The organism is Alcaligenes sp. DN25 (genome assembly GCF_023674485.1).
GTDB lineage: Bacteria > Pseudomonadota > Gammaproteobacteria > Burkholderiales > Burkholderiaceae_B > Alcaligenes > Alcaligenes phenolicus.
The window spans coordinates 2,816,950-2,838,626 of sequence record NZ_CP098408.1 but is presented as its reverse complement, the minus strand read 5'-3'; the positions used below and the strand labels follow the sequence as shown (position 1 = coordinate 2,838,626).

The 21,677-nt window shown below is 56.8% G+C and carries 17 protein-coding genes; 9 read left to right on the top strand and 8 right to left on the bottom strand.

Translation table 11 applies throughout. The features are described 5' to 3' along the window. Window positions 1-17: 17 nt before the first annotated feature. Both NBV64_RS13240 and ompR read right to left on the bottom strand, forming a co-directional pair. A complete protein-coding gene (locus NBV64_RS13240) occupies window positions 18-1,343 on the bottom strand; it encodes a sensor histidine kinase family protein (RefSeq protein WP_009456663.1) in 1,326 nt (441 codons plus the stop codon). A 119-nt stretch (window positions 1,344-1,462) separates the two neighbouring features. Beyond that, a complete protein-coding gene (gene ompR, locus NBV64_RS13235; protein WP_003801024.1) occupies window positions 1,463-2,197 on the bottom strand; it encodes an osmolarity response regulator transcription factor OmpR in 735 nt (244 codons plus the stop codon). Between the two features lie 277 nt (window positions 2,198-2,474). On the opposite strand from ompR, the gene NBV64_RS13230 reads away from it, so the two are divergent. Then, window positions 2,475-3,707 carry a bifunctional tRNA (adenosine(37)-N6)-threonylcarbamoyltransferase complex dimerization subunit type 1 TsaB/ribosomal protein alanine acetyltransferase RimI gene (locus NBV64_RS13230; RefSeq protein ID WP_009456661.1) on the top strand — a complete coding sequence of 411 codons (1,233 nt, stop codon included), beginning with the start codon at window positions 2,475-2,477 and terminating at the stop codon, window positions 3,705-3,707. Then, on the top strand, window positions 3,704-4,627 hold the full coding sequence (locus NBV64_RS13225; RefSeq protein ID WP_250755924.1) for a uracil-DNA glycosylase: 924 nt from the start codon (window positions 3,704-3,706) through the stop codon (window positions 4,625-4,627). Before NBV64_RS13230 ends, NBV64_RS13225 begins: the two co-directional genes overlap by 4 nt. A gap of 123 nt (window positions 4,628-4,750) precedes the next feature. Here NBV64_RS13225 and lplT read toward each other — a convergent pair whose 3' ends face one another. Next, on the bottom strand, window positions 4,751-6,061 hold the full coding sequence (lplT, locus tag NBV64_RS13220; protein ID WP_009456657.1) for a lysophospholipid transporter LplT: 1,311 nt from the start codon (window positions 6,059-6,061) through the stop codon (window positions 4,751-4,753). Window positions 6,062-6,561: 500 nt separating this feature from the next. On the opposite strand from lplT, the gene smc reads away from it, so the two are divergent. Genes smc through ligA form a run of 3 tightly spaced genes read left to right on the top strand, consistent with a single transcriptional unit; the run spans window position 6,562 to window position 13,238 of the window. After that, complete coding sequence (gene smc / locus NBV64_RS13215; RefSeq protein ID WP_250755923.1) at window positions 6,562-10,086, top strand: chromosome segregation protein SMC; 3,525 nt, start codon at window positions 6,562-6,564, stop codon at window positions 10,084-10,086. 45 nt (window positions 10,087-10,131) lie between these two features. Beyond that, window positions 10,132-11,154 (top strand): cell division protein ZipA C-terminal FtsZ-binding domain-containing protein, encoded by a 1,023-nt coding sequence (locus NBV64_RS13210; RefSeq protein ID WP_021446882.1) that lies wholly within the window; start codon window positions 10,132-10,134, stop codon window positions 11,152-11,154. After that, window positions 11,151-13,238 carry an NAD-dependent DNA ligase LigA gene (gene ligA / locus NBV64_RS13205; protein ID WP_250755922.1) on the top strand — a complete coding sequence of 696 codons (2,088 nt, stop codon included), beginning with the start codon at window positions 11,151-11,153 and terminating at the stop codon, window positions 13,236-13,238. The genes NBV64_RS13210 and ligA overlap by 4 nt, the downstream gene beginning before the upstream one ends. Before the next feature lie 301 nt (window positions 13,239-13,539). Here ligA and NBV64_RS13200 read toward each other — a convergent pair whose 3' ends face one another. From NBV64_RS13200 to msrB, 4 genes are read right to left on the bottom strand one after another with little or no spacing between them, the layout of a single operon-like run. After that, a complete protein-coding gene (locus tag NBV64_RS13200) occupies window positions 13,540-14,316 on the bottom strand; it encodes a peptidylprolyl isomerase (protein ID WP_009456643.1) in 777 nt (258 codons plus the stop codon). Between the two features lie 8 nt (window positions 14,317-14,324). Beyond that, a complete protein-coding gene (locus tag NBV64_RS13195) occupies window positions 14,325-14,588 on the bottom strand; it encodes a BolA family protein (RefSeq protein ID WP_009456641.1) in 264 nt (87 codons plus the stop codon). Window positions 14,589-14,595: 7 nt separating this feature from the next. After that, entirely contained in the window at window positions 14,596-15,162 is a 567-nt protein-coding gene (locus NBV64_RS13190; RefSeq protein WP_009456639.1) for a septation protein A, read from the bottom strand. Continuing rightward, entirely contained in the window at window positions 15,159-15,554 is a 396-nt protein-coding gene (gene msrB, locus NBV64_RS13185; protein ID WP_239054505.1) for a peptide-methionine (R)-S-oxide reductase MsrB, read from the bottom strand. Before msrB ends, NBV64_RS13190 begins: the two co-directional genes overlap by 4 nt. A 339-nt stretch (window positions 15,555-15,893) precedes the next feature. On the opposite strand from msrB, the gene NBV64_RS13180 reads away from it, so the two are divergent. The 4 genes from NBV64_RS13180 to NBV64_RS13165 all read left to right on the top strand — a co-directional run bounded on the left by NBV64_RS13180 (window position 15,894) and on the right by NBV64_RS13165 (window position 20,856). Continuing rightward, on the top strand, window positions 15,894-17,063 hold the full coding sequence (locus NBV64_RS13180) for an ABC transporter substrate-binding protein (RefSeq protein WP_009456635.1): 1,170 nt from the start codon (window positions 15,894-15,896) through the stop codon (window positions 17,061-17,063). A gap of 138 nt (window positions 17,064-17,201) precedes the next feature. Then, entirely contained in the window at window positions 17,202-18,239 is a 1,038-nt protein-coding gene (locus NBV64_RS13175) for a branched-chain amino acid ABC transporter permease (protein WP_035272757.1), read from the top strand. Between the two features lie 5 nt (window positions 18,240-18,244). Next, window positions 18,245-20,077, top strand: a complete 1,833-nt coding sequence (locus NBV64_RS13170) for a branched-chain amino acid ABC transporter ATP-binding protein/permease (protein WP_021446877.1) — start codon at window positions 18,245-18,247, stop codon at window positions 20,075-20,077. Further along, complete coding sequence (locus NBV64_RS13165) at window positions 20,074-20,856, top strand: ABC transporter ATP-binding protein (protein ID WP_250755921.1); 783 nt, start codon at window positions 20,074-20,076, stop codon at window positions 20,854-20,856. The genes NBV64_RS13170 and NBV64_RS13165 overlap by 4 nt, the downstream gene beginning before the upstream one ends. On the opposite strand, the gene NBV64_RS13160 is transcribed toward NBV64_RS13165, so the two are convergent. Continuing rightward, window positions 20,853-21,494, bottom strand: a complete 642-nt coding sequence (locus tag NBV64_RS13160; RefSeq protein WP_009456629.1) for an OmpW/AlkL family protein — start codon at window positions 21,492-21,494, stop codon at window positions 20,853-20,855. The genes NBV64_RS13165 and NBV64_RS13160 overlap by 4 nt on opposite strands. Window positions 21,495-21,677: the final 183 nt, after the last annotated feature.

The following is a 21,677-nucleotide window of genomic DNA, read 5'->3' as shown; positions in this document are numbered from 1 at the left end:
CCTAAGGCTCAAGGTACTCAGATGGCTTTGGTGTCTTTATCGCCTTGCGTTCCAGGTGCATTACGACTGGCACGGATGCGGGGCAATTGAATGCGCGCGGTCAAGCCCTCGGACGGCGCACTGACCAGCTCGAAGTGACCTCCGACTTGTCCCAGCAAACGCTCCACAATAGCCAGTCCCAAGCCTGCGCCACTGACGCCTGTGCGTGCAGAGACGCCGCGCGAGAAGGGGCGCAGCAGGCGCTGGATATCGCCCTTTTCAATACCGGCTCCCTGATCCTTGACGGCAATCACCAGAATATTGCCATGCTGATGCGCCGACAGCTCAATGCGTGCCCGATCATCCTCAGGACTGCGTCCATAGCGACGGGCATTTTCGATCAGGTTGGAGACGATACGCTTCAAGTCGTGCGCGCTGATGCGAGCATACAGATTGGGTTCGACGGAGGCCGTCAAAATTCCACCCAGCGATTCTGTATGCGTGCGTTCGCGTTCGTAGACGTCATTGAGCACGGCGGAAACATCAATGCCATGTTCAGGGACTGCCGTAGCGGGACGGGCGTACTCCATCAACTGACCAATACTGTGGTCAATCTGGGCCAGGTCCTCGTCAATGGCGGCGCGGGTTTCGTCCGAGACCTGGCTTAATTCAATTTCCAGACGCATGCGCGCCAGCGGTGTGCGCAAGTCGTGCGAAATACCGGCCAGCATGATTTCTCTATCGGCCTCCGTCTGGCGAATGTCGCGCGCCATGCGGTTAAAGGCGATATTCATGTCGCGGATTTCAACCGGACCTTTTTCAGGCAGGGTACTTGGGGTCTCGCCACGGGCCAGTTGCTGAGCCACTTTGGCCAACTGAGCCAAAGGCCGGTTCACAAAACGCACACTGACAGCGGCACCAATCAAGGCCAGCAGCAAGGCGGTAGCGCCCCAGCCAAGCCATTCCACGCCGGCAGTCAGACTTAATTGTTCGCGATCAAAGACCAGCCAATACTGATCTTCATTGATATCAAAGGAAACCCAGATGCCCGGCACGCTGTTGACCGACCACATGATCAAAGTCTGGCTGCCCAGTGCGCCACGCACTTCGGTAGAGACGTGCTGCCAGTAGTTGGAGCGTGGCAGGGGTTCCAGTTCGTCCGTGTTCTCGCGTGGTTGCACGCGCAGACTTTCCTTGGTGGCCAGATCCAGCAACAGGGCAGGGCGTACCGCCGGGGGCGCGTACACCAGGGCCGAGCGGGTGATGCTGACAATGGACGCCACGCGCTGCGCCATTTGGGCTGCGCGTGGGCCTTCTTCCATACTGAAGAATACTTGCAGCCAGGCACCCAGGCTGACGAGCATCAACGCTGCGAGCAATAAAAAAGACCGGCTGAATAAACCCAGCCGGATACTTGAGTTTTTTGTTGCTCGGCGTTGGGCGGCCACGGCGGGCCGCCCTTCTTGCTGACCGGAAGACAAGGTCAGTTACCGCCGTCTGGAACAAAAACGTAGCCCAGACCCCAGACCGTTTGAATGAACACGGGCTTGGAGGCATTGGGTTCGATCAGCTTGCGCAGACGCGAAATCTGCACGTCCAGGCTGCGGTCAAAAGCTTCGTATTCGCGGCCACGCGCCAGTTCCATCAGTTTGTCGCGCGACAAGGGGATCTTGGGATGACGGGCAAACACCTTCAGCACGGAGAACTCGCCCGTTGTGATGGGGACGACTTCGTTGTTGCGTGTCAGTGTTCGTGTGGACAGGTTCAGCACATAGGGGCCGAACTCGATCGATTCATTTTCCTGACTAGGTGCGCCGGGGTGTTCCTCGGTACCACGGCGTCGCAAGATAGCGTTGACACGGGCTAGCAGTTCGCGGGGGTTGAAAGGTTTGATGAGGTAGTCATCGGCGCCCATCTCCAGGCCCACGATACGGTCGATTTCTTCGGCCTTGGCTGTGAGCATGATGATGGGAGTGTTGTCGTGTCCGCCGCGCAGCCGACGACAGATGGACAGGCCATCCTCGCCTGGCAGCATCAGATCCAGTACCAGCAGATCGAAATGCTCGCGTTGCCAGAGTTTGGCCATTTCTTTACCGTCTTCGGCGACGAAAACGTTGAACCCTTGTTCAGACAAGTAGCGGCGCAATAAATCGCGCAGCCGGGGATCGTCGTCAACGACAAGGATTTTGCGGGTGAGGGGGGGGGTCGGCGTATTCATAGCGAAAATGTAACAGGCATCAGAAACCGCGTATAGGGGGGTGTAGAAAAATATTACACATTAAGCGTTTTGTACTATTTATGCGCCTTGCAGCGGATTTGGACTGGCTTCACAGAAGATTATATGGTGGCAAATAGTTTGACAGCCCGGCTTGAGTCAGGTCAAAAAAAGAGCGGCCAGAGGGCAAATACACCCGAAATTCCATGGTGGACTGCTTTGTCCTTGTCCGATCCCAGGGAGCTGCCTATTTTGAGTCTGCTTAAACTAAAATAGCGCGATGGATGCACATATTCTTGCCCTGGAGACTTCCTCCAATCTCTGTGAACTGACCTTGTTGTCTCGCACCCAAGCGGGTATTTCGCTGGTGGAGCTGAGCCACGAGGGGACTGGCGATCATGCCGAACGCCTTTTGCCCATGGCCGAGCAACTGCTGGAGCAGGCCGGTCTGGATAGGCACGCCCTGACGGCGATTGCTTTCGGCCAAGGCCCTGGTGGTTTTACCGGCCTGCGCGTGGCCTGTGGTGTAGCTCAAGGTATGGCTTTTGCTCTGGACCTGCCGGTGCTGCCCGTTTCCTCCTTACTGGCGGCTGCTGCTTGCGGTACGCCGGTAGAAGGCACAGCCTATGTGGTGGCACAGGATGCGCGCATGCAAGAGGTCTACGCGGCTGTCTACTGCTGGGCAGCTGAGAAGTCCTGGTCTGTGCTGCAAAGCCCGGTCTTGCTGGATGCCGCGCAGGTCACTACCTGGATCGCCCGTTTGCAGGCTGAAGGTTTGATCGCAGAGCAGCAGCCTATTCAAGTCGTCGGTGACGCATTGGAGCAGTTTCCTGATCTGGCCCCAGCTGTTCTAGCACAGGGCTGGGAGGTGGGTCAGGCATGGCGTGCAACAGGTGCCAGCGTGGCGCATTTGGCTTTGCATGATCTGGACGAAGGGCGGGGTATCTCCCCGGATCTGGCCATGCCGCTGTATGTGCGCGAGAAAGTCGCTTACACCATTCAGGAGCGTGAGCAGGGCTTGGGTGGAAACCCTGCGGCTCTGGATCAACCTCTACAAATTGAAGCCATGCAGGCCGGGCATGTGTCCGCCGTGCTGGATATTGAGCGTCGTGTGGAAAGCCATCCCTGGACGGCAGGCAACTTCACGGATGCCCTGGGCAATAGCGCGTACTGCTCCCGGATCATTCACAAACAAGGCCAGGTGCAAGGCTATGCCGTTTGGCTGCAAGCTCCCGATATGATTGAGCTTTTGCTGATTGGGGTGGCCCCTGAACAGCAGCGGCGCGGTCTGGCTTGGCAATTGCTGGACGACGGCCTGCAGTGGGCTCGTCAGCATCAACTGGAGCGCGTGGTTCTGGAAGTGCGAGCTTCGAATGCTCCGGCTATCGGCCTGTATCAGAAGTACGGTTTCAAGGCGGATGGCCTGCGTAAAAACTACTATCCGCTAGGCGATGGACTGCGTGAAGACGCGGTCTTGATGAGTCTGAACCTGGCCAGCAGGGCTGGGGCATGATCGATTTTCAGCCTATCTCCCCTCTGCAACGCACCTGGCTTTTGGAGTTGGGGCTGGAGCGTGCTTTTCTGGCGCGTCTGCCGCAGGCACAGCCGCTTGGGCAATCCGCAGCCATAGCAGCAGCCCCTGCGCAAGAGGCTGCAGCGGCCCCGCAGACGGCTCAGTTTGCAGGCCGAAATCTGGATGATGCAGGCAGCCCTGCGCCTGTTTCAGCTCCCGCAGCGGCTACTGATGCCATGTCGGCGCGTGATCAGGCGCTGGCGGTTTTGCGTAAATCCGGCGCTCGACCTGTTGCAGCGGCTCCTGTGGAGGAAGTGGTTCAGCGGCCTGCTGTACTGATTCAGCCCGAAAAAGCCCAGGATATGGCCAGCTTGCTGGAGCAGGTACAGGCTTGTCAGGAATGCGGTTTGCATACGGGCCGCGCTCAAGTGGTATTTGGTTCAGAGCTCTTGTCCGAGCCGGACTGGATGATTATTGGTGAAGCGCCGGGCACCAGCGATGATCGCAGCGCCCAGCCTTTTGATGGCAAAGCCGGTCTGCTTTTGCAAGCCATGCTTAACAGCGCGATTCCTGATGCTTCGGTCTATAAAACGCATCTGGTGAAATGCCGCCCCTTGGGCAACCGTCCACCCACCCAAGAAGAGCTGGCCGCGTGTCGTGCCTTTCTGGATGCACAAATTCGCTTGGTACAGCCCCGTCGCTTGCTGGCCGTTGGCCATTTGGCGGCGGTGGCACTAAGTGGTCGTGATGAAGATCTGGAGGCTTTGCGGGGCCAGGCCCTGACGTATACCGATGCCCAGGGTCGTAGCCTGCCTTTGGTGGTGACTTATCATCCTGCCTCGCTGTTGCTGCGCCCGCAGCACAAAGCCAATGCCTGGCGGGATTTGTCCTTGCTTCGCGAGTTGCAGGGCCAGTCCTGATCTCAGTTCTTGCAGGCGGCTTTTAGCGCTGAGTTGCCTCGTCAGACGTCATCATGGAAAAACACCCCAAAGATTGGATTCATGTCCAACTTTTGGGGTGTAGTGCCTTTTTGGGGCTGTCCCTTACTTAGCCGTCAAGGCCTGCCCATGACCTTCCTGGCCTATGCAGGCTTCCAGCTCGGGATGCGCGCGTAGATTGGCGTTTTTCCAGATGATGAATACCGTCATCAAGGACGCTACCATCAGGCCAAAGAACACAATGATGTAGTTGATGGGCAAACGCAGCCACAACAGCAGGCTGTACAGCGCCAGCATGAACAGAATGTTCAGCTGTTCATTGAAGTTCTGCACGGCAATGGAATGACCGGCCGACAACATGACGTGGCCACGATGTTGGAGCAGGGCATTCATGGGAACGACGAAAAAGCCGGACAAGCCGCCGATGCCCATCAGCAGGGTGTAGACCGCCCATTTCTCGTGCACCAAAGGCATGAGCAGAACCACAAAGCCCATTGCCACGCCCACTGGCAGAACGGCCAGTGATTTCTTCAAGGGAACGCGGGCCGCAAAAACGGCGCCAAAGACCGTACCCAATGCGGCCACGCCCATCAGAACCGAGGCCTGGTCCAGACGGTAGCCCAGATGCTGAGCGCCCCATTCGATCACAATGAATTGCAGCGTGGCACCGGCACCCCAGAATAAAGTGGTTACTGCCAGCGAGATCTGGCCCAGCTTGTCACGCCACAGAATATGTACGTAGGTACGGAATTCCTTGAGCAGCAAAATGGGGTTCTTTTGTTGGGGCGGGTAGTCGATATTGGTGCGGGGAATCAGCAGGTTGCACAGCGCTGCCGACAGGTAGATAAAGGAAATCAGCAAGATAGCGACTTCGGCACGCGTCTGGGCCAAAGGTGCAATCAGGGGGTGTTCGGCCAGTGAACTGGCGATCGACGGGTTGATCAGAATACCGCCCAGCACGGTGCCGCCGATAATGGACAGAACGGTCAGCCCTTCAATCCAGCTATTGCCCTTGACCAGCTGTTCGGGCTTGAGCATTTCGGTGACGATGCCGTATTTGGCGGGAGAGTAGGCAGCAGCACCGATACCTACCAGGGTGTAGGAGATAAAGACCAGAACCAGCTGCTGGGAGTCGTTCATGCCAAAGTACTGGTGGCAGAACATCAACATACAGCCTATCAGCTTGATGGCATTGGTGGCGAACATCACCCGGCCCTTGGGATACGAGTCGGCAAAGGCCCCTACAAAAGCGGCCAATAGCACGTAGGACAGCGCAAACCACCATTTCATCATGGGGACCATCCAGATAGGTCCGTGCAGGTCAGCGATCAGGGCGATGGCGGCAATCAGCAAGGCATTGTCGGCAACTGACGACAATGCCTGCGCGGCCATGACCAGATAAAATCCTTTATTCAAAATACATCCCGAATACGTGTGCCCACAGGTGCAGTCTCGGGACTGCAGAGCACGAATCAAAGCCAGGTGTCAGGCCTGGGGAGCTTTTTCAAGGCGGCTCCTCATGGTTTTTCTGACCAAGCCTGAGCCGGTGTGAAATTTACGAAGAGAGATGGGGAGCAAGAATAACAGGGACTGCGGGGGCAGTGGTATCAGAAATTCATTGCGGCTATCTGTCTGCGCGGGTTTTCTGGCCGGGCGGGCGCTGGCAAAGCGCTATTGTAAATGCCCTGTCTGACACTCTTGTCCTGCTTGCCAAGCAGGGTAAACAGGACTTGACGGCAAGGGGGAGTTTACTGCCTTATCATCCCAGCAGCCGTGCCGTGGTTTTCATTTGTTTTTTGGCGTGTTTTGCTGTGGGTGGCAGGTGCTGCGGTATCATACGACTCGCGGTGCCGGGCAGATCAAGATGCGCCTGTGCGCGTGTTCAAATTGGTCTTTTCTGAGCTGACTTCTACCCTGTGCGTCTAACCCAGATCAAACTAGCTGGTTTCAAATCCTTTGTGGACCCGACCTCCATCCCAACTCCCAGTCAGTTGGTTGGCGTTGTCGGGCCCAACGGCTGTGGAAAATCCAACATCATCGATGCGGTGCGCTGGGTGCTGGGCGAGAGCAAAGCCTCCGAGCTGCGTGGCGAGTCCATGCAGGACGTGATTTTCAATGGCTCCTCGCAACGCAAACCGGCGGGCCGCGCATCGGTTGAGCTGGTTTTCGATAATTCTGAAGGGCGGGCCTCGGGGCAGTGGAGCACCTATGCCGAGATCTCGGTACGGCGTGTCCTGAGCCGGGACGGGACCAGCAGCTACTTTCTGAACAATCAGGCGGTTCGTCGGCGTGATATTCACGACATCTTCCTGGGTACGGGCTTGGGGGCGCGGGGTTACGCCATCATCGGGCAGGGCATGATCAACCGCCTGATTGAAGCCAAGCCGGAAGAACTGCGTGTGTTTCTGGAAGAAGCCGCAGGCGTGTCGCGCTACAAGGAGCGTCGCCGCGAAACAGAAAGCCGCTTGCGCGATACCCGTGAAAACCTGCTGCGAGTGGAAGACATTCAAAGAGAACTGGATGCGCAGCTGGAGAAATTGCAGGCGCAGGCCGAAGTGGCACGCCAGTATCGTGACTTGCAGCAAGACGGTGAGCTCAAGCAAAACCTGCTGTGGCTGCTGAAAGAGTCCAATGCACAGAGCGATCAAAAAGCCCGTTTCCTGGCGATTGAACAGGCTCAGACCAAGCTGGAGGAATCCATTGCCGGTTTGCGGCATGCCGAATCCACGTTGGAGTCGCAGCGACAAGCTCATTTACAGGCTGGCGATGCCTTGCATCTGGCGCAAAGCCAGTTGTATGAGGCGGGCTCTCAAGTGTCCAGCCTGGAAGCAGAAATTCGCCACGTGCTGGATTCGCGTAGCCGTATGGCGCAGCGCCGCGAGCAGCTGGAACAACAGCAGCACGACTGGATTGAACAACAGGAACACTGCCAGCTGGAGCTGGAAAATAGCGAACAGCAACGCGAAGAAGCCGCGGTAAAGCTGGAAGAATTACAGATTCTGCTGGAGGAGGCGCAAGGCGCCTTGCCCGATCTGGAGCTGCGTGTACGCGAACAGGCCCAGCGTCGGGACGAAATGCGCATGGCTTTGGCGCGTCTGGAACAGAATTTGGCCCTGGCTGCGCAATCGCAGCGTGATGCCGACCGTCAGATCCAAGGTGTGGAGCAGCGTCAGGAGCGCTTGAAGCAGGAATTGCGCGAACTCAATGCCCCGGACCCGGACAATCTGGAGCGCCTGCAAGGCGATCTGAACATGCTGCAAAATCAGTTGCAGCAAGCTCAGGAACATATGCAGCATCTGGAGGCCCAGCTTCCTCGACTGGAAGAGGAGCGCAAGAAGGCGCAGGAGCAAGCCTTGCAAGGCGGGCAGGATATGGCCCGTCTGGAAGCACGTCATCTGGCCTTGAGTCGTTTGCAGGAGGATGTGGCGCGCAAGGGAACTCTGGAGCCCTGGCTGGCCAAGCATGGACTGGAGAGCATGAAGCGTCTATGGCAAAGCCTGGACGTGGAAAAAGGCTGGGAAACCGCGCTGGAGGCTGTGCTGCGCGAGCGCATGACGGCCTTGGAGCTGCGTCGCCTGGATATGGCCGCTGCTTTCGCCAGTGATGCACCGCCGGCCCGTTTAAGTTTTTATCAGTTGCCCGAAGCGGGAGCGCCGGCCAAGCCTGTCCTGGATTTACCCTTGTTGACTTCGGTGTTGCGACAGCAAGAGGATGGCTTGCGCAGCTTGCTGGATAATTGGTTGCACCAGGTTTATGTCTGTCAGGATTTGAAGCAGGCCCTGAGCTTGCGCGATCAACTGACAGATCAAATGGCAATCGTGGTGCGTGACGGCCATTTGGTGGATAAGCACAGCATTCGCTTTTATGCACCCGACTCCGAACAAGCCGGGATGCTGGCACGTCAGCAGGAAATTGCTCATCTGGAGCGCGAGCTGCGCGGCGCTCAACTGATTGTCGATGAACTGGGCCATACCAGCACCCAGGCCGAAATGGCCTTGCAGCAAGTGCGTAACGGCCTGGTTCCGGCCCGAGCCCGCGTGGGCGAGCTGACAGCTCGGATGCACGATGTGCAGCTGGAGCACTCCAAGTTGGCCCAACAGGCGCAGCAGTCGCAAGAGCGTGGTAGCCGCATCAACGAAGAGCTGGAAGAACTGGCAGTACAGCGCGAAGAGCTGCAGGCGAACCGCGAGGAGTTCGAGGCCCGCTTTGAAACGCTGGATGAAGAGCTGGCTGAACATCAGGGCGTGTTTGCCGAAGCGCAGATGGAAGGCGAGAAGGGCGCTGAACAGGCAGAACAGGCCCGTCGTACCGTACACGAGCGTGAGCGCGCCGTGCATGATGCCCAGTTTGCCGAGCGTGCTTTGGTGCAGCGCATGGCCGAACTGCAGCGCAATCTGGCCCTGGCGCAGGAGCAGGCACAACGCACAGCCGGTCAGCTGGAAGGTTTGCAAGGCGAACTGCTGGATCTGGATGCTTCCGCTGCACAAGCCGGTTTGCAAGATGCCCTGGAGTTGCGTGCCGAACGTGAAGAAGCCGTTCGTCTGGCAAAAATTCAACTCGATACGCTGGCTGCCCAATTGCGTGAGCATGAACAGGCTCGTGCCGAGAACGAAAAGAATCTGGCACCCTTGCGCGAGCAAGTCACTGAATTGCAGTTGCAGGAACAAGCGTCGCGTCTGGCGGTCGAACAGTTTGCTGAACAGCTGGACAGCAGAAAGGTGAACCGTTCCGAACTGTGGAGCTTGTTACAGCAAAAGACACCGGAATGGCAGCGTGTGGGCTGGTTGCAGTCTGAAGTGCAGCGTATCTCGCGCCAGATTGAAGGCCTGGGTCCGGTGAACCTGGCGGCCCTTGAGGAGCTGACTACGGCCCAGGAACGCAAGACCTATCTGGATGCTCAGCATAAAGATTTGAGTGATGCCATCGAGACCCTGGAAGATGCGATTCGCAAGATTGACCGCGAGACGCGCCAGTTGCTCATGGAAACATTCAACATCGTTAATCAGCACTTTGGCGAGCTTTTCCCAAGGCTATTTGGTGGTGGAGAGGCTAAACTGACGATGGTGGGCGATGAAGTGCTGGAAGCTGGGGTGCAGGTCATGGCTCAGCCACCAGGCAAGCGCAATAGCACGATTCATTTGCTCTCTGGTGGTGAAAAGGCATTGACAGCGACTGCGCTGGTTTTTGCCTTCTTCAAGCTCAATCCCGCGCCCTTTTGTTTGCTGGACGAGGTGGATGCGCCACTGGATGATGCGAATACCGAACGCTATGCCAATCTGGTGGCCAGCATGAGTGACCAAACCCAGTTTTTATTTATTTCTCACAATAAAATTGCCATGCAGATGGCCAAACAACTGATCGGGGTCACCATGCAAGAGCAAGGTGTATCCCGAATTGTGGCAGTGGACGTAGACGCTGCCATGCAAATGAGCAGTGTGTAAGCCTGTTTTTTTTAATCCGCTAGTGTTGATTCGACGGAACTGACAATGAGTGATTTGCAAATCGCACTGATTTTATTGGGCATTTTGCTCATCTTGCTCGTGGTGGTCTTTAACTGGTGGCAAGACCGCCGAGTGCGCCAGCAGATGCAAAGCCAATTCCCGGATGGGGATACCGATCCCTTGATGAGCCAGCTCACCGAGCTGGAACGCCGCGAGCCCAGCATGACGCGTGGCGGCGATTCTGCGTCTGCTGACGGTGAGCACGATGCGGCCGAGGCCGACTGCACGACCGAGGCCGTTATCGATATCAGTTTCAGCCAGCCCGTGGATGCTCAGGATCTGGCTCAGGCCTTGCAATCGGTATCGCGTACCGGTGCCAAGCCTGTGCGTTATTTCGCGGAATGCGAAGGGGGCGGTCATCGTGCTCGCCTGCGTTCGGGCGAGTCCTACGCCAGCATGCAGATTGCCGTTTTGCTGGCCAACCGTAGTGGCCCCTTGTCGGCGATCGAGTGGTCGCAGGTCTGGATGGCTGCGCAAGCGCTGGCACAGCAGTTTGATGGTTCGGTAGAAGGTCCGGAACAGGATGATGTGCTGCGTCGTGCGGCTGCCCTGGATAATACCTGCGCTGATCTGGATGCCCTGGTGGGCGTGTCGGTGCGCTTGCCTGGCCCCATGCCTGCCTCGTCCGTGATTCAAATGGTCAAGGATGCCGGCTTTCTGCCCTTTGGCCAGCAACTGGCCTGGTTGGCAGATTCGGGACAGCCTCGTTTCACCGCCATGTTCGATGGTGTCCAGCCCAAAGATATTCAGTCGGCCAGCATTGAGCGTATCGACTTGCTGCTGGATTTGCCCAACAGCCCGGCGGACGATCATGCCTTCAGCCGCATGGCAACGGTGGCCCGTGATCTGGCCAGCCGTCTGGACGGCGTGGTGCTGGATGATCAAGGTCGCCCCTTGCCCGAGAGCACCGATCAAAACATTGATGAACAACTAAGTAATCTGTACGAACGCCTGGAGCAGGCTGGCTTTACAGCAGGCCAAGAACGTACAGGCAGGATTTTTTCGTGAGTTTGAAGCGAGTACAGCAGTTACATGAAGAACTGGCCCAGCATAACTGGGCCTATTACGTTCAGGATGCGCCCAGCATTTCGGACGCGCAATACGACGCATTGATGAACGAGCTGCTGGCGTTGGAAGCCGAGCACCCGGAATGGATTACCCCAGACTCGCCCACGCAGCGCGTGGGTGCAGCGCCTCTGGATGGTTTTGATACGGTTCAGCACGCTGTCCCCATGCTGTCCTTGGGTAATGCCTTTGATGCTGAAGAAGTTCAGGCCTTTGACAAGCGTGTCGCCGATACTCTGGTCGAGGCAGGTGTGGTGGGACTGGACCGTCGGGTAGATTATCTGGCCGAATACAAGTTTGACGGCCTGGCGATCAGCTTGCGCTATGAGCAAGGTCTGTTGGTACAGGCATCGACTCGCGGTGATGGCACCACGGGCGAGGACGTCACCAGCAATATTCGCACCATCAAGTCCATTCCTCTGCGCTTGCGTGGCGATGCGGCACAATTGCCTGCCGTGCTGGAGGTGCGAGGCGAGGTTCTGATGAACCGGGCGGACTTTGAGCGCCTGAACGAGAACCAGACCAAGCGTGGCGAGAAAGTATTTGTGAATCCGCGCAATGCGGCCGCAGGCAGCTTGCGTCAGCTGGACCCGAAAATAACCGCTAAACGGCCTTTGCGCTTTTTCGCCTATGGTTGGGGTGAAGTCAGCCCCATGCCTGCCGCGAATCAGCCACAAAGTGCCTTGTTTGCGGAACCCGCTGGCGAGGCACTGCCTCGTGATACTCAATCGGGCATGATGGACTGGCTGGAAAGTCTGGGTATGCCCTTGAGCCGCGACCGTAAAGTCGTGAAGGGCGTGCAGGGCCTACTGGATTTTTATGGTGAAACCCAGCAACGTCGCCCCGATTTGCCCTTTGAAATTGACGGTGTGGTCTACAAGGTCAACTCTTTGGCTGCGCAGCGTGTTCTGGGCTATGTGGCCCGTGCGCCGCGCTTTGCCGTTGCTCATAAATTCCCCGCGCAAGAAGAAATGACGCGTGTGGAGAGTATCGAGTTTCAAGTAGGCCGTACCGGGGTTGTCACACCTGTCGCACGTTTGAAGCCGGTGTTTGTGGGCGGTGTCACAGTCACTAATGCCACGCTGCATAACGAAGACGAAGTGCGTCGCAAAGATGTGCGAGCGGGCGATACCGTCGTGGTACGCCGTGCTGGTGATGTTATCCCTGAAGTGGTTGCTGTGGTGTTGGAGCAGCGTCCCGAGAGCAGCGTGCCTTTCGAGATGGTCAAGGAGTGTCCGGCTTGTCAGTCGGCACTGGAGCGTCTGGAAGGGGAGTCTGCCTGGCGTTGTACTGGTGGTCTGATTTGTCCTGCCCAGCGCAAGCAAACCCTGATTCACGCCGCCAGCCGTAAAGCGCTGGATATTGAAGGCTTGGGTGAAAAGCTGGTGGATCAGTTGGTGGAAACCGGGCTGGTGCGTACCTTGGCCGATATCTTCAAGCTGCAAGTTGAAAAACTGGTGCTACTGGAGCGTATGGGACGCAAATCGGCCGAGAATCTGATCGAGGCGATTGATAAGGTGCGCGAGCCGGCTTTGAATCGCTTGATTTACGCCTTGGGCATTCGCCATGTGGGTGAGACCACGGCGCGCGATCTGGCACAGCATTTTGGCTCCTTGCAGGCATTGGAGCAGGCTGATGAAGAAGCGCTGCTGCAAGTCAATGAGGTGGGCCCGGTTGTAGCGGCTTCCGTGCGGCACTTTTTCCAGGAGCCGCATAATCGTGAGGCCCTAGATGCGCTGCTGGCGGCTGGGGTGACTCCTCAACAGGCGCAAGCCCGCGCCAATAGCGCTAATCTGCCGTTGGCGGGCAAAACGGTGGTCATTACGGGTACGCTGCCTAGCATGAGCCGCGACGAGGCTACACGCCGTGTATTGGAAGCAGGTGGCAAGGCCAGTGGCTCGGTCTCCAAAAAGACGGCCTATGTGCTGGCAGGTGCAGAGGCGGGTTCCAAGCTCACCAAGGCGCAGGAGTTGGGCGTGACTATTTTGGACGAAGCCCAGTTCCTGGCTTTACTGGCGGGTGAATAGCGCAGGGGGAAGAAGTGAAGTTCTGCCACCTTGCAGGCTTAGCTTTTTTGCCAAGAGTCTATGAGTCAGCAGGATATTTGCTCTGGTAGCTATTTTTCGACTTTTAGGCAGTGCGCTAAGCACGCACTGCCTTTTGTTTTAATGCGCGTTGAATAGTCCTGGTGGTGGTTCAGCAGTGATCTGGGCTTTTAATTACCGCATGAACGACCTGCACTACAAACAAATATGGCGCCCTTGAGGCGCCATATTTGTCTTTCCTGCCAGCCGCCTTATCGGGATGATAAAGCGGCCTGCAGAGCCATTACTTGATATTGGCTTCTTTCAGGATTTTCTGCTGGTACTCGGCCAGCTTGCGCTGACGCAGCATTTCTTCCAGCTGAGGCTTCACTTCGGCCATGGCGGGGAAGGTCACAGGGCGAGCATCGTCCACCTGGATGATGTGCCAGCCAAACTGCGACTGCACAGGCGCAGCGCTCAGCTCGCCTTTTTTCATCTTCTCTACAGCCTGAGCGAACTCGGGCACGTAGGTGGAGCTAGGAGCCCAGCCCAGATCGCCGCCTTGCTGACCGCTGCCGGTGTCGATGGAGTCTTTCTTGGCGGCATCAGCAAAGCTGATTTTCTTGGACTTGATCTTGGCCAGCAAATCTTTGGCGGCAGCCTCGTCCTTGACCAGAATGTGGCGCACCTTGTATTCCTGCTGACCTTCTTCCATCGCCTTGATGGTGTTGTATTCCTTGGTCAGGTCAGCGTCGGTGACGGGGTTCTTTTTCAGGTAGTCAGCCATCAGGGCACGGACCAGAATGCTCTGGCGGGCCAGTTCCAGCTCTTGCTGAACCTGGTTGGTCTTGTCGATACCGGCTTTTTCAGCGGCTTGCACCACAGCCAGACGGTTGACCATTTCCTGTTTGACTTGCTCACGCAGCTCGGGCGAGTCCTTGGCGCCTTGCTCGACCAGAACGGCGACGAACTGATCCAGGTCTTTTTGCGTGAGGTTTTTGCCGTTTACGGTGGCAATCGTCTGTGCATAGACGGGAGCAGCCATAGCGCAGGTCAGGGCAAATGCGGCAATACGTTTCATGAGCATCCTTAAGCGGTGGTTTTGGCTTGAATAGCCAATGCGTGAATCGGGAAAGGCATTAGATCGTGGACGCGATCATACACAAGTCTGTGTCGTGCCAGTGTTGAAATTCCATCAAATTGTTTCGAGGCGATGATCACCCGAAAGTGGCTTGCACCACCTTGTGCACCGGCGTGGCCAGCGTGCAGATGGGACTCATTGATGATGTCCAGTTCCGACGGCTCCAGTGCCTGGAGCCGTTCGTGAATCAGGGAAGCAAGTGCGTCTGTCATGGCGAAATCAAGATTTTGGGGGAGTGGAGTTGTCGGAAGAGTCTTGCAGGTAGCGGCCCAGCCACAAGGATTGGGCAACGACAAACACCAGCATCAAACCCAGCAGGCCGAAAGCCTTGAAGTTGACCCATTGGGATTCGGTAAAGTGGCCCGAGAAGGCAACGTACAGATTGACCAGGCCCATGGCGACAAAAAAGCTCGCCCAGACCAGGTTTAATTTGTCCCAGACATGGCCGGGCAAGACCAGATGGGTGCCCATGAATTTTTGCATCAGATTGCGATGCATCAGGTAACGTCCGCCCAGCAGCACCAGAGCAAAGATCCAGTACAGCACCGTGGGTTTCCAGCGGATGAAGACATCATTGTGGAAAAACAGGGTGGCACCGCCAAAGACCACAATGACGGCCAGATTGATCCAGTGCGAGGTCTCGATCGCCTTGCTGGTGAGCTTCAGCCACAGTATCTGGAGGACCGAGGCGGCCATGGCCACGCCGGTGGCGACATAAATGTCGGAGAAGCGAAACGCCAGAAAGAACAGTACGAGCGGGAATAGATCAAATAAGAGCTTCTTCATGCTTCGGGTTCAAAAGTCATGGATAGAGAGTTAATGCAATATCGTAGCCCAGTGGGTGGGGGACCGTCTTCAAAGACGTGCCCCAAATGAGCATCGCAGATATTGCAAAGCACTTCGGTACGGCGCATGCCGTGACTGGTATCCAGCTCCTCGCGCACATTGTCCGGGTTCAGGGGCGTGAAGTAGCTGGGCCAGCCGCAACCGGCATCAAACTTCGTGTCCGAGGCAAACAGGGGCGTGCCGCAACCGACGCAGCGGTAGATGCCGGGCGTGGTGGTGTCCCAGTAGCGGCCGGTAAAGGGGCGCTCCGTCCCTTTCTGACGGGTGACATAGAATTCTTCGGGGCTGAGCTGGGCGCGCCACTCAGCGTCTGTTTTACGTACTTTTTCCACGTGTGCTGCCTTATGAAAAACAGTTCAATGCCTACAGGAGGTGCAGTCCTACATAGTAATCGACAATTAGAGTGCGTTTGGAACAGAGGGTTCCAAAGTGCAGATCTTCCTGACCTCCAGTGGGCTCTCCAGTGAAGAAAATCGCGGTACAGGGCACTTAATTAGTGAGCTATCACTTTAGTTAGTGCACTATTTAAACTTTTAATATTTAAGGTAAACACCAATATCTGAAATTCTCGTGACTTGATACGTTTCTGGTATGTGCTGGTGATTATCTGTATTACGATTTTTTGACCGTTGAGTCGGTCCACAACAATGAACAAAATTTGGGAGAAAAGGATGAACTGCATTACTACTGGTCGCCTGACGACATTGGCTGCAGCCCTGGCCTTGAGCCTGCCCGTGGCCGTGTCCGCGCAGATCAAGGTGGGTGTGACGGTGGCAGCGACAGGACCGGCGGCCTCGCTGGGCATTCCTGAGCGCAACACAGTCAGCCTGCTGCCTACTGAAGTGGCCGGCCAGAAAATCGAGTACATCGTTCTGGACGATGCAACCGATACCACCGTAGCCGTACGCAATATGCGCAAACTGATCACCGATGACAAAGTGGACGTGGTGATCGGTACTTCCGTGACCCCCGGTTCCCTGGCCATGGTGGACGTTGCCGGCGAAACCAAGACTCCCATGATCAGTGTGGCCGCCAACGCCAAGATTGTTGATCCTGTGGAAGGCGCCCGTACCTGGGTGTTCAAGACTCCTCAGAATGACCAGTTGATGGCCGGTGCTCTGGCTGATGCCATGGTCAAGCAGAACGTCAAAACCCTGGGCTTTATCGGTTACAACGACGCCTACGGTGACGGCTGGCTGAACGTGATTACCGAAGCCGCTCAAGCCAAAGGCATCAAAGTGCTGGGCGCCGAGCGCTATGGCCGTAACGACACCAGCGTGACCGGTCAGGTTCTGAAGTTGCTGGGCACCAAGCCTGATGCCGTTCTGATCGCCGGGTCCGGTACCCCTGTTGCCTTGCCCCAGCGCGAACTGAAAGGTCGCGGCTACGCTGGCATCATTTACCAGACACACGGTGCCGCCAACAGCGACGTGCTGCGTGTGTGTGGCAAAGACTGTAACGACATGATCTTGCCAGCCGGTCCATTGCTGGTTGCCGAACAACTGCCTGACAGCAGCTCGGTGAAAAAGACCGCCATGGACTACAAGGAAAAATACGAAGCCAAATACGGCGCTGGCTCCATCAATACCTTTGGTGGCCATATGTGGGATGCCGGTCTGCTCGTGACCGAAGCCATTCCGGAAGCCCTGAAGTCCGGCGCCAAGCCAGGTACCCCCGAGTTCCGCGCAGCCCTGCGTGATGCTCTGGAGCAAACCAAGGAACTGGCTGCTTCCCAAGGTGTGTTCAATATGTCTGCAACGGACCACGCCGGTCTGGACAAGCGTGCCCACGTGATTGTGAAAGTGGTCGACGGTAAATGGACGTATCAGCCTGATCTGTAATATCTGACAGGCAAAAACCGGCTCAAGAGCCGGTTTTTTCCAAGGCGGGTGCTGGCTGAGCCTGGCACCCGTTCCCGCTACAGGCCTGCGTTTGCCGTAAGCCCTTTGCCCTTTTTGTTGTACAGGATGTTGTCCGACATGGATACCACCATCGCTTTAATTTTGTTGCAGGATGGCATATTGAATGGCGCCATCTATGCTTTGCTCGGGCTCGCCCTGGTTCTGGTTTTCCTGGTTACCCGCGTTATCTTTATCCCGCAAGGTGAGTTCGTCACCTTTGGCGCCTTGACCCTGGCCTTTGTGGTCAATGGCCGCATGCCGGGAACCGTTATTTTGCTATTGATCGCCGGTGCGCTGGTGTTCTTGCTGGAGTTGCTCTCTGCCTTGCGCAGCCGCAGCCTGGCCGGCATGCCCCGCAAGTTTCTGGTCAATATCGTGATCCCTGTCGCGGTTTACTTTGCCGCTCCCGCCATTGTCAGCTCGGAGCTGCCATTGTGGGTGGCCGTGCTGTTCTCGCTGGCGGTAGTGATTCCTCTGGGCCCTATGGTCTACCGCCTGGTATACCAGCCTATCGCCGAAGCCAGTGTGCTGGTGCTGCTGATTACCTCGGTCGCCGTGCACTTCGCGCTGACGGGTCTGGGCCTGGTGTTCTTCGGTCCGGAAGGCTGGCGCACGCCTCCCTTCATGGAAGGTGAAGTGTCCCTGGGTGCAGTGAGCTGGTCCGCTCAAACCTTCTTTGTGATGGGCGCCTGCGTGGTCCTGATTCTGGCCTTGTGGGGCTTTTTTGGTAAGACCCTTTACGGTCGCGCCCTGCGTGCAACGGCGGTGAACCGTCGTGGTGCCCGTCTGGTGGGTATCAGTACCAATATGTCCGGATCCCTGACCTTCACTCTGGCTGCGGCCATCGGTGCCTTGTCAGGCATGCTGATTGCGCCTGTAACGACCATCTACTACGACACGGGCTTTTTGATTGGTCTTAAAGGCTTTGTGGCTGCAATCTTTGGCGGCCTGATCAGCTATCCCGTCACCCTGCTGGGCGCTTTGTTCCTGGGTGTACTGGAAGCGTTTTCCTCTTTCTGGGCCAGTGCCTACAAAGAAGTTATTGTATTTACCATGGTGATACCGGTGTTGTTGTGGCGCTCCTTCGGTAGCAAGCACGTGGATGATGAGGAGTAAATCACATGAGACACTGGCTGACGCTACTATTTATTGCGGTTCTATTGGTTTTGCCGCAGCTGGGCGCAACGCCCGAGTTCTGGATTACCCAGCTTAACTATATTGGTTTGACCAGCTTGGTCGTGCTGGGTCTGGTGTTGTTGACTGGCGTGGGTGGTCTGACTTCTTTTGGTCAGGCTGCATTTGTGGGCCTGGGTGCATACACTACGGCGTACCTGACGGCTCGCCTGGGCTGGTCGCCCTGGTTCAATCTGCTGATTGGCATGGCCATTACCATGATGGTGGCCTACATTCTGGGCGCGATCACACTGCGTTTGTCCGGACACTTCCTGCCTCTGTGTACCTTGGCCTGGGGCCTGGCCTTGTACTACCTGTTCGGCAATCTGGAGTTTCTGGGTCAGTACGATGGTATTTCCGGTATTGCTCCTTTGGAGTTCTTCGGTATTTCCCTGTCCTCCGGTCGGGATATTTACTACCTGATCTGGGCCTTTGCCTTGCTGGCCATGTGGGGTACGCGTAACTTGCTGAACTCCCGTCCCGGACGTGCTATTCGCGCTCTGAAGCATGGCAGCGGCATGGCCGAGTCCTTTGGTGTGAACATGGCCAATTACAAGGTCATCGTGTTCGTTTACGCCGCTTTGCTGGCTTGTGTGTCCGGTTGGCTCTACGCGCACTACCAGCGCGCTGTCTCGCCCAGCCCCTTCGGTTTGAACTACGGTATTGAATATCTGTTCATGGCCGTGTTGGGCGGAGCTGGCAGTGTCTGGGGTGCCGTTCTGGGTTCAGCCCTGGTGCTGAGCCTGAAAGACCAGTTGCAGAACTGGTTGCCCAAACTGCTCAATACCGACATCAACTTCGAGCTGATCGTTTTCGGCATCTTGATGGTTCTGATCTTGCAGTACGCGCGCGACGGTTTGTGGCCCATTCTGCAAAAGGCTTGGGAACAGGTTTTCGGTGCACAGAAGCGTCATCAGGCTGCTCCTCCACAAGCCGAGGCTTTGCCGCAGCGTGAGCGTCCGCAGGCCGGTTCGCTGGTTCTGGAAGTGAACAAGATCCGCAAGGAGTTCGGTGGCCTGGTCGCTGTGAATGACATCAGCTTCACCTTGAATGCAGGTCAGATCATGGGCCTGATCGGTCCTAACGGTGCGGGCAAGAGCACGACCTTTAATCTGATTACCGGCGTGCTGTCGGCCACCAGTGGTCAGGTCAGCTTTCTGGGGCAGCGGATTGATGGCAAACCTGCACGCGAGATTTCTCGTCTGGGAGTGGGCCGTACCTTCCAGCACGTGCAGTTGCTGCCAACGATGACTGTGTTGGAGAACGTGGCACTGGGCGCTCACTTGCGTCGGAATGTCGGTGTAGTGTCCGCTGTCCTGCATACCGAGCGTCGCAGCGAAGCCGAGCTGTTGCACGAAGCGGCTGTTCAGCTGCAGCGTGTGGGTCTGGGTGACTACCTGTACGAAGAGGCGGGCAATCTGGCCCTGGGCCAACAGCGTATTCTGGAAATTGCCCGTGCTCTGGCTTCTGATCCGCTGCTTTTGCTGCTGGACGAACCGGCTGCCGGCTTGCGCTACAAGGAAAAGCAGGAACTGGCCAAAGTGCTGGATCAGCTGCGTAGCGAAGGCATGAGCATTCTGCTGGTGGAGCATGACATGGACTTTGTCATGAATTTGACGGACAAGCTGGTGGTCATGGACTTTGGCACCAAGCTGGCCGAAGGTTTGCCCAAGGAAATTCAGGAAAATCCAGCCGTGCTGGAAGCCTACCTGGGTGGTATTGATGACGACCTGGATCTGGATCAGGTCAATGAGCCCGCCTCGGCAGGAGCAGCGTTATGAGTTCGGCACAATCGAAAGACATTATTTTGAAGGTAGACAATCTGGCGGCTCAGTACGGCAAAGTCAGTGCCGTGATGGGGGCCAGCCTGGACGTGCGTGCCGGCAGCATTGTGACCGTGATTGGTGCCAACGGCGCCGGTAAGTCCACTTTGCTCAATGCCATGATGGGTTCTTTGCCCAGCGTGGGCCGCAGCACAGGCTCGGTGCAGTACGAAGGGCAGGAGATCAGCCATTGGGAAGTGGAGCGTCGTGTTGCGGCCGGTATTTCCCTGGTGCCAGAGCGCCGCGAGCTGTTTGGCAGCATGACAGTAGAAGACAATCTGCTGCTGGGCGGTTTTCGCCTGTATCGTGCCCGCCATCCCGGTTGGCGCGACACCATGGACAAGGTCTACACCTTGTTTCCCCGCTTGAAAGAGCGTCGTACACAGCTGGCAGGGACTTTGTCAGGTGGGGAGCGGCAGATGCTGGCCGTAGGCCGTGCCTTGATGGCGCAACCCAAAGTGCTGATGCTGGATGAACCCAGTCTGGGCCTGGCGCCGCGTGTGGTGCGGGAGATCTTCATGATCATTGCCCGACTGCGCAGTACCGGCGTGGCCATCTTGCTGGTCGAGCAAAATGCGCGTGCCGCTTTGCAAGTGGCTGACTACGGTTATGTTCTGGAGACGGGCGATGTGGTGCTGCAAGGGCCCGCGTCTGACCTGGCTCATAATCCCCGAGTGATAGAAAGCTATCTGGGCTTGGGGCAGGGCAAACGCGAGCAGGAAGAGGCGACAGCTTAGAAGCGGTAGCCGACCCCGATGGTGGCAACCACGGGGTCAAGCTTGGCTTTGCCAATGGACTGGCCGTTCAGCTTCACGTCTGGGCGGATGCTGATGTAACGTACGTCAGCATTCAGGAACCAGTTCTTGTCCAGCTTGTAATCCACACCGACCTGGGCAGCAAAACCCCAGCTGTTTTTCAGCTTCAGGTCGGAACCCGCCAGAGCACCGCGCGACTCGGTGTCAAAGAACATGGTGTAGTTCACGCCCACGCCCACGTAGGGCTGGAAGTCGCTGTCAGGCAGGAAGTGGTATTGCAGACTCAGGGTTGGGGGCAAGTGCTTAGTCTTGCCGATACGACCCAGATTGCTGTCGATATTGTGCTGGAAGGGGAAAGCGCCCAGCAGCTCAATACCAATATTGCGGGTGGCCATGTAGGTCAGCGAGAAGCTGGGGCGAGCATTATTGCCTACGTCCAGCTTGACGGTGCCGTCAGCCACAGAGCCGTTATTGGATTTTGGGGATACCCAGGTCACGCCACCTTTGAGCAAGAAATCACCCGCTTCGTGTGTTTGGCCTTGAGGCGCGTACAAAACAGCGGCCAGTCCAACAGCAAGCAAGGACAGGTGCAGACCTGGAATCAAGTGGCGGGATTTCATAGGAGCTCCGTAGGTGTGTGTAAAGCCTACAGAGTGCATGAGGGCTGGGTCCGCGGATTTGATCCAAAGCAAGCTTCAGAGGTAGTTGGTCGCCTGACCTTGTTGTAGATCAAGTAAGCAGAATTCATGCTGAGCCAATTTGGCCGCTATGTCTGTTTTTCGCATCACCTGGTAACAGCCCGG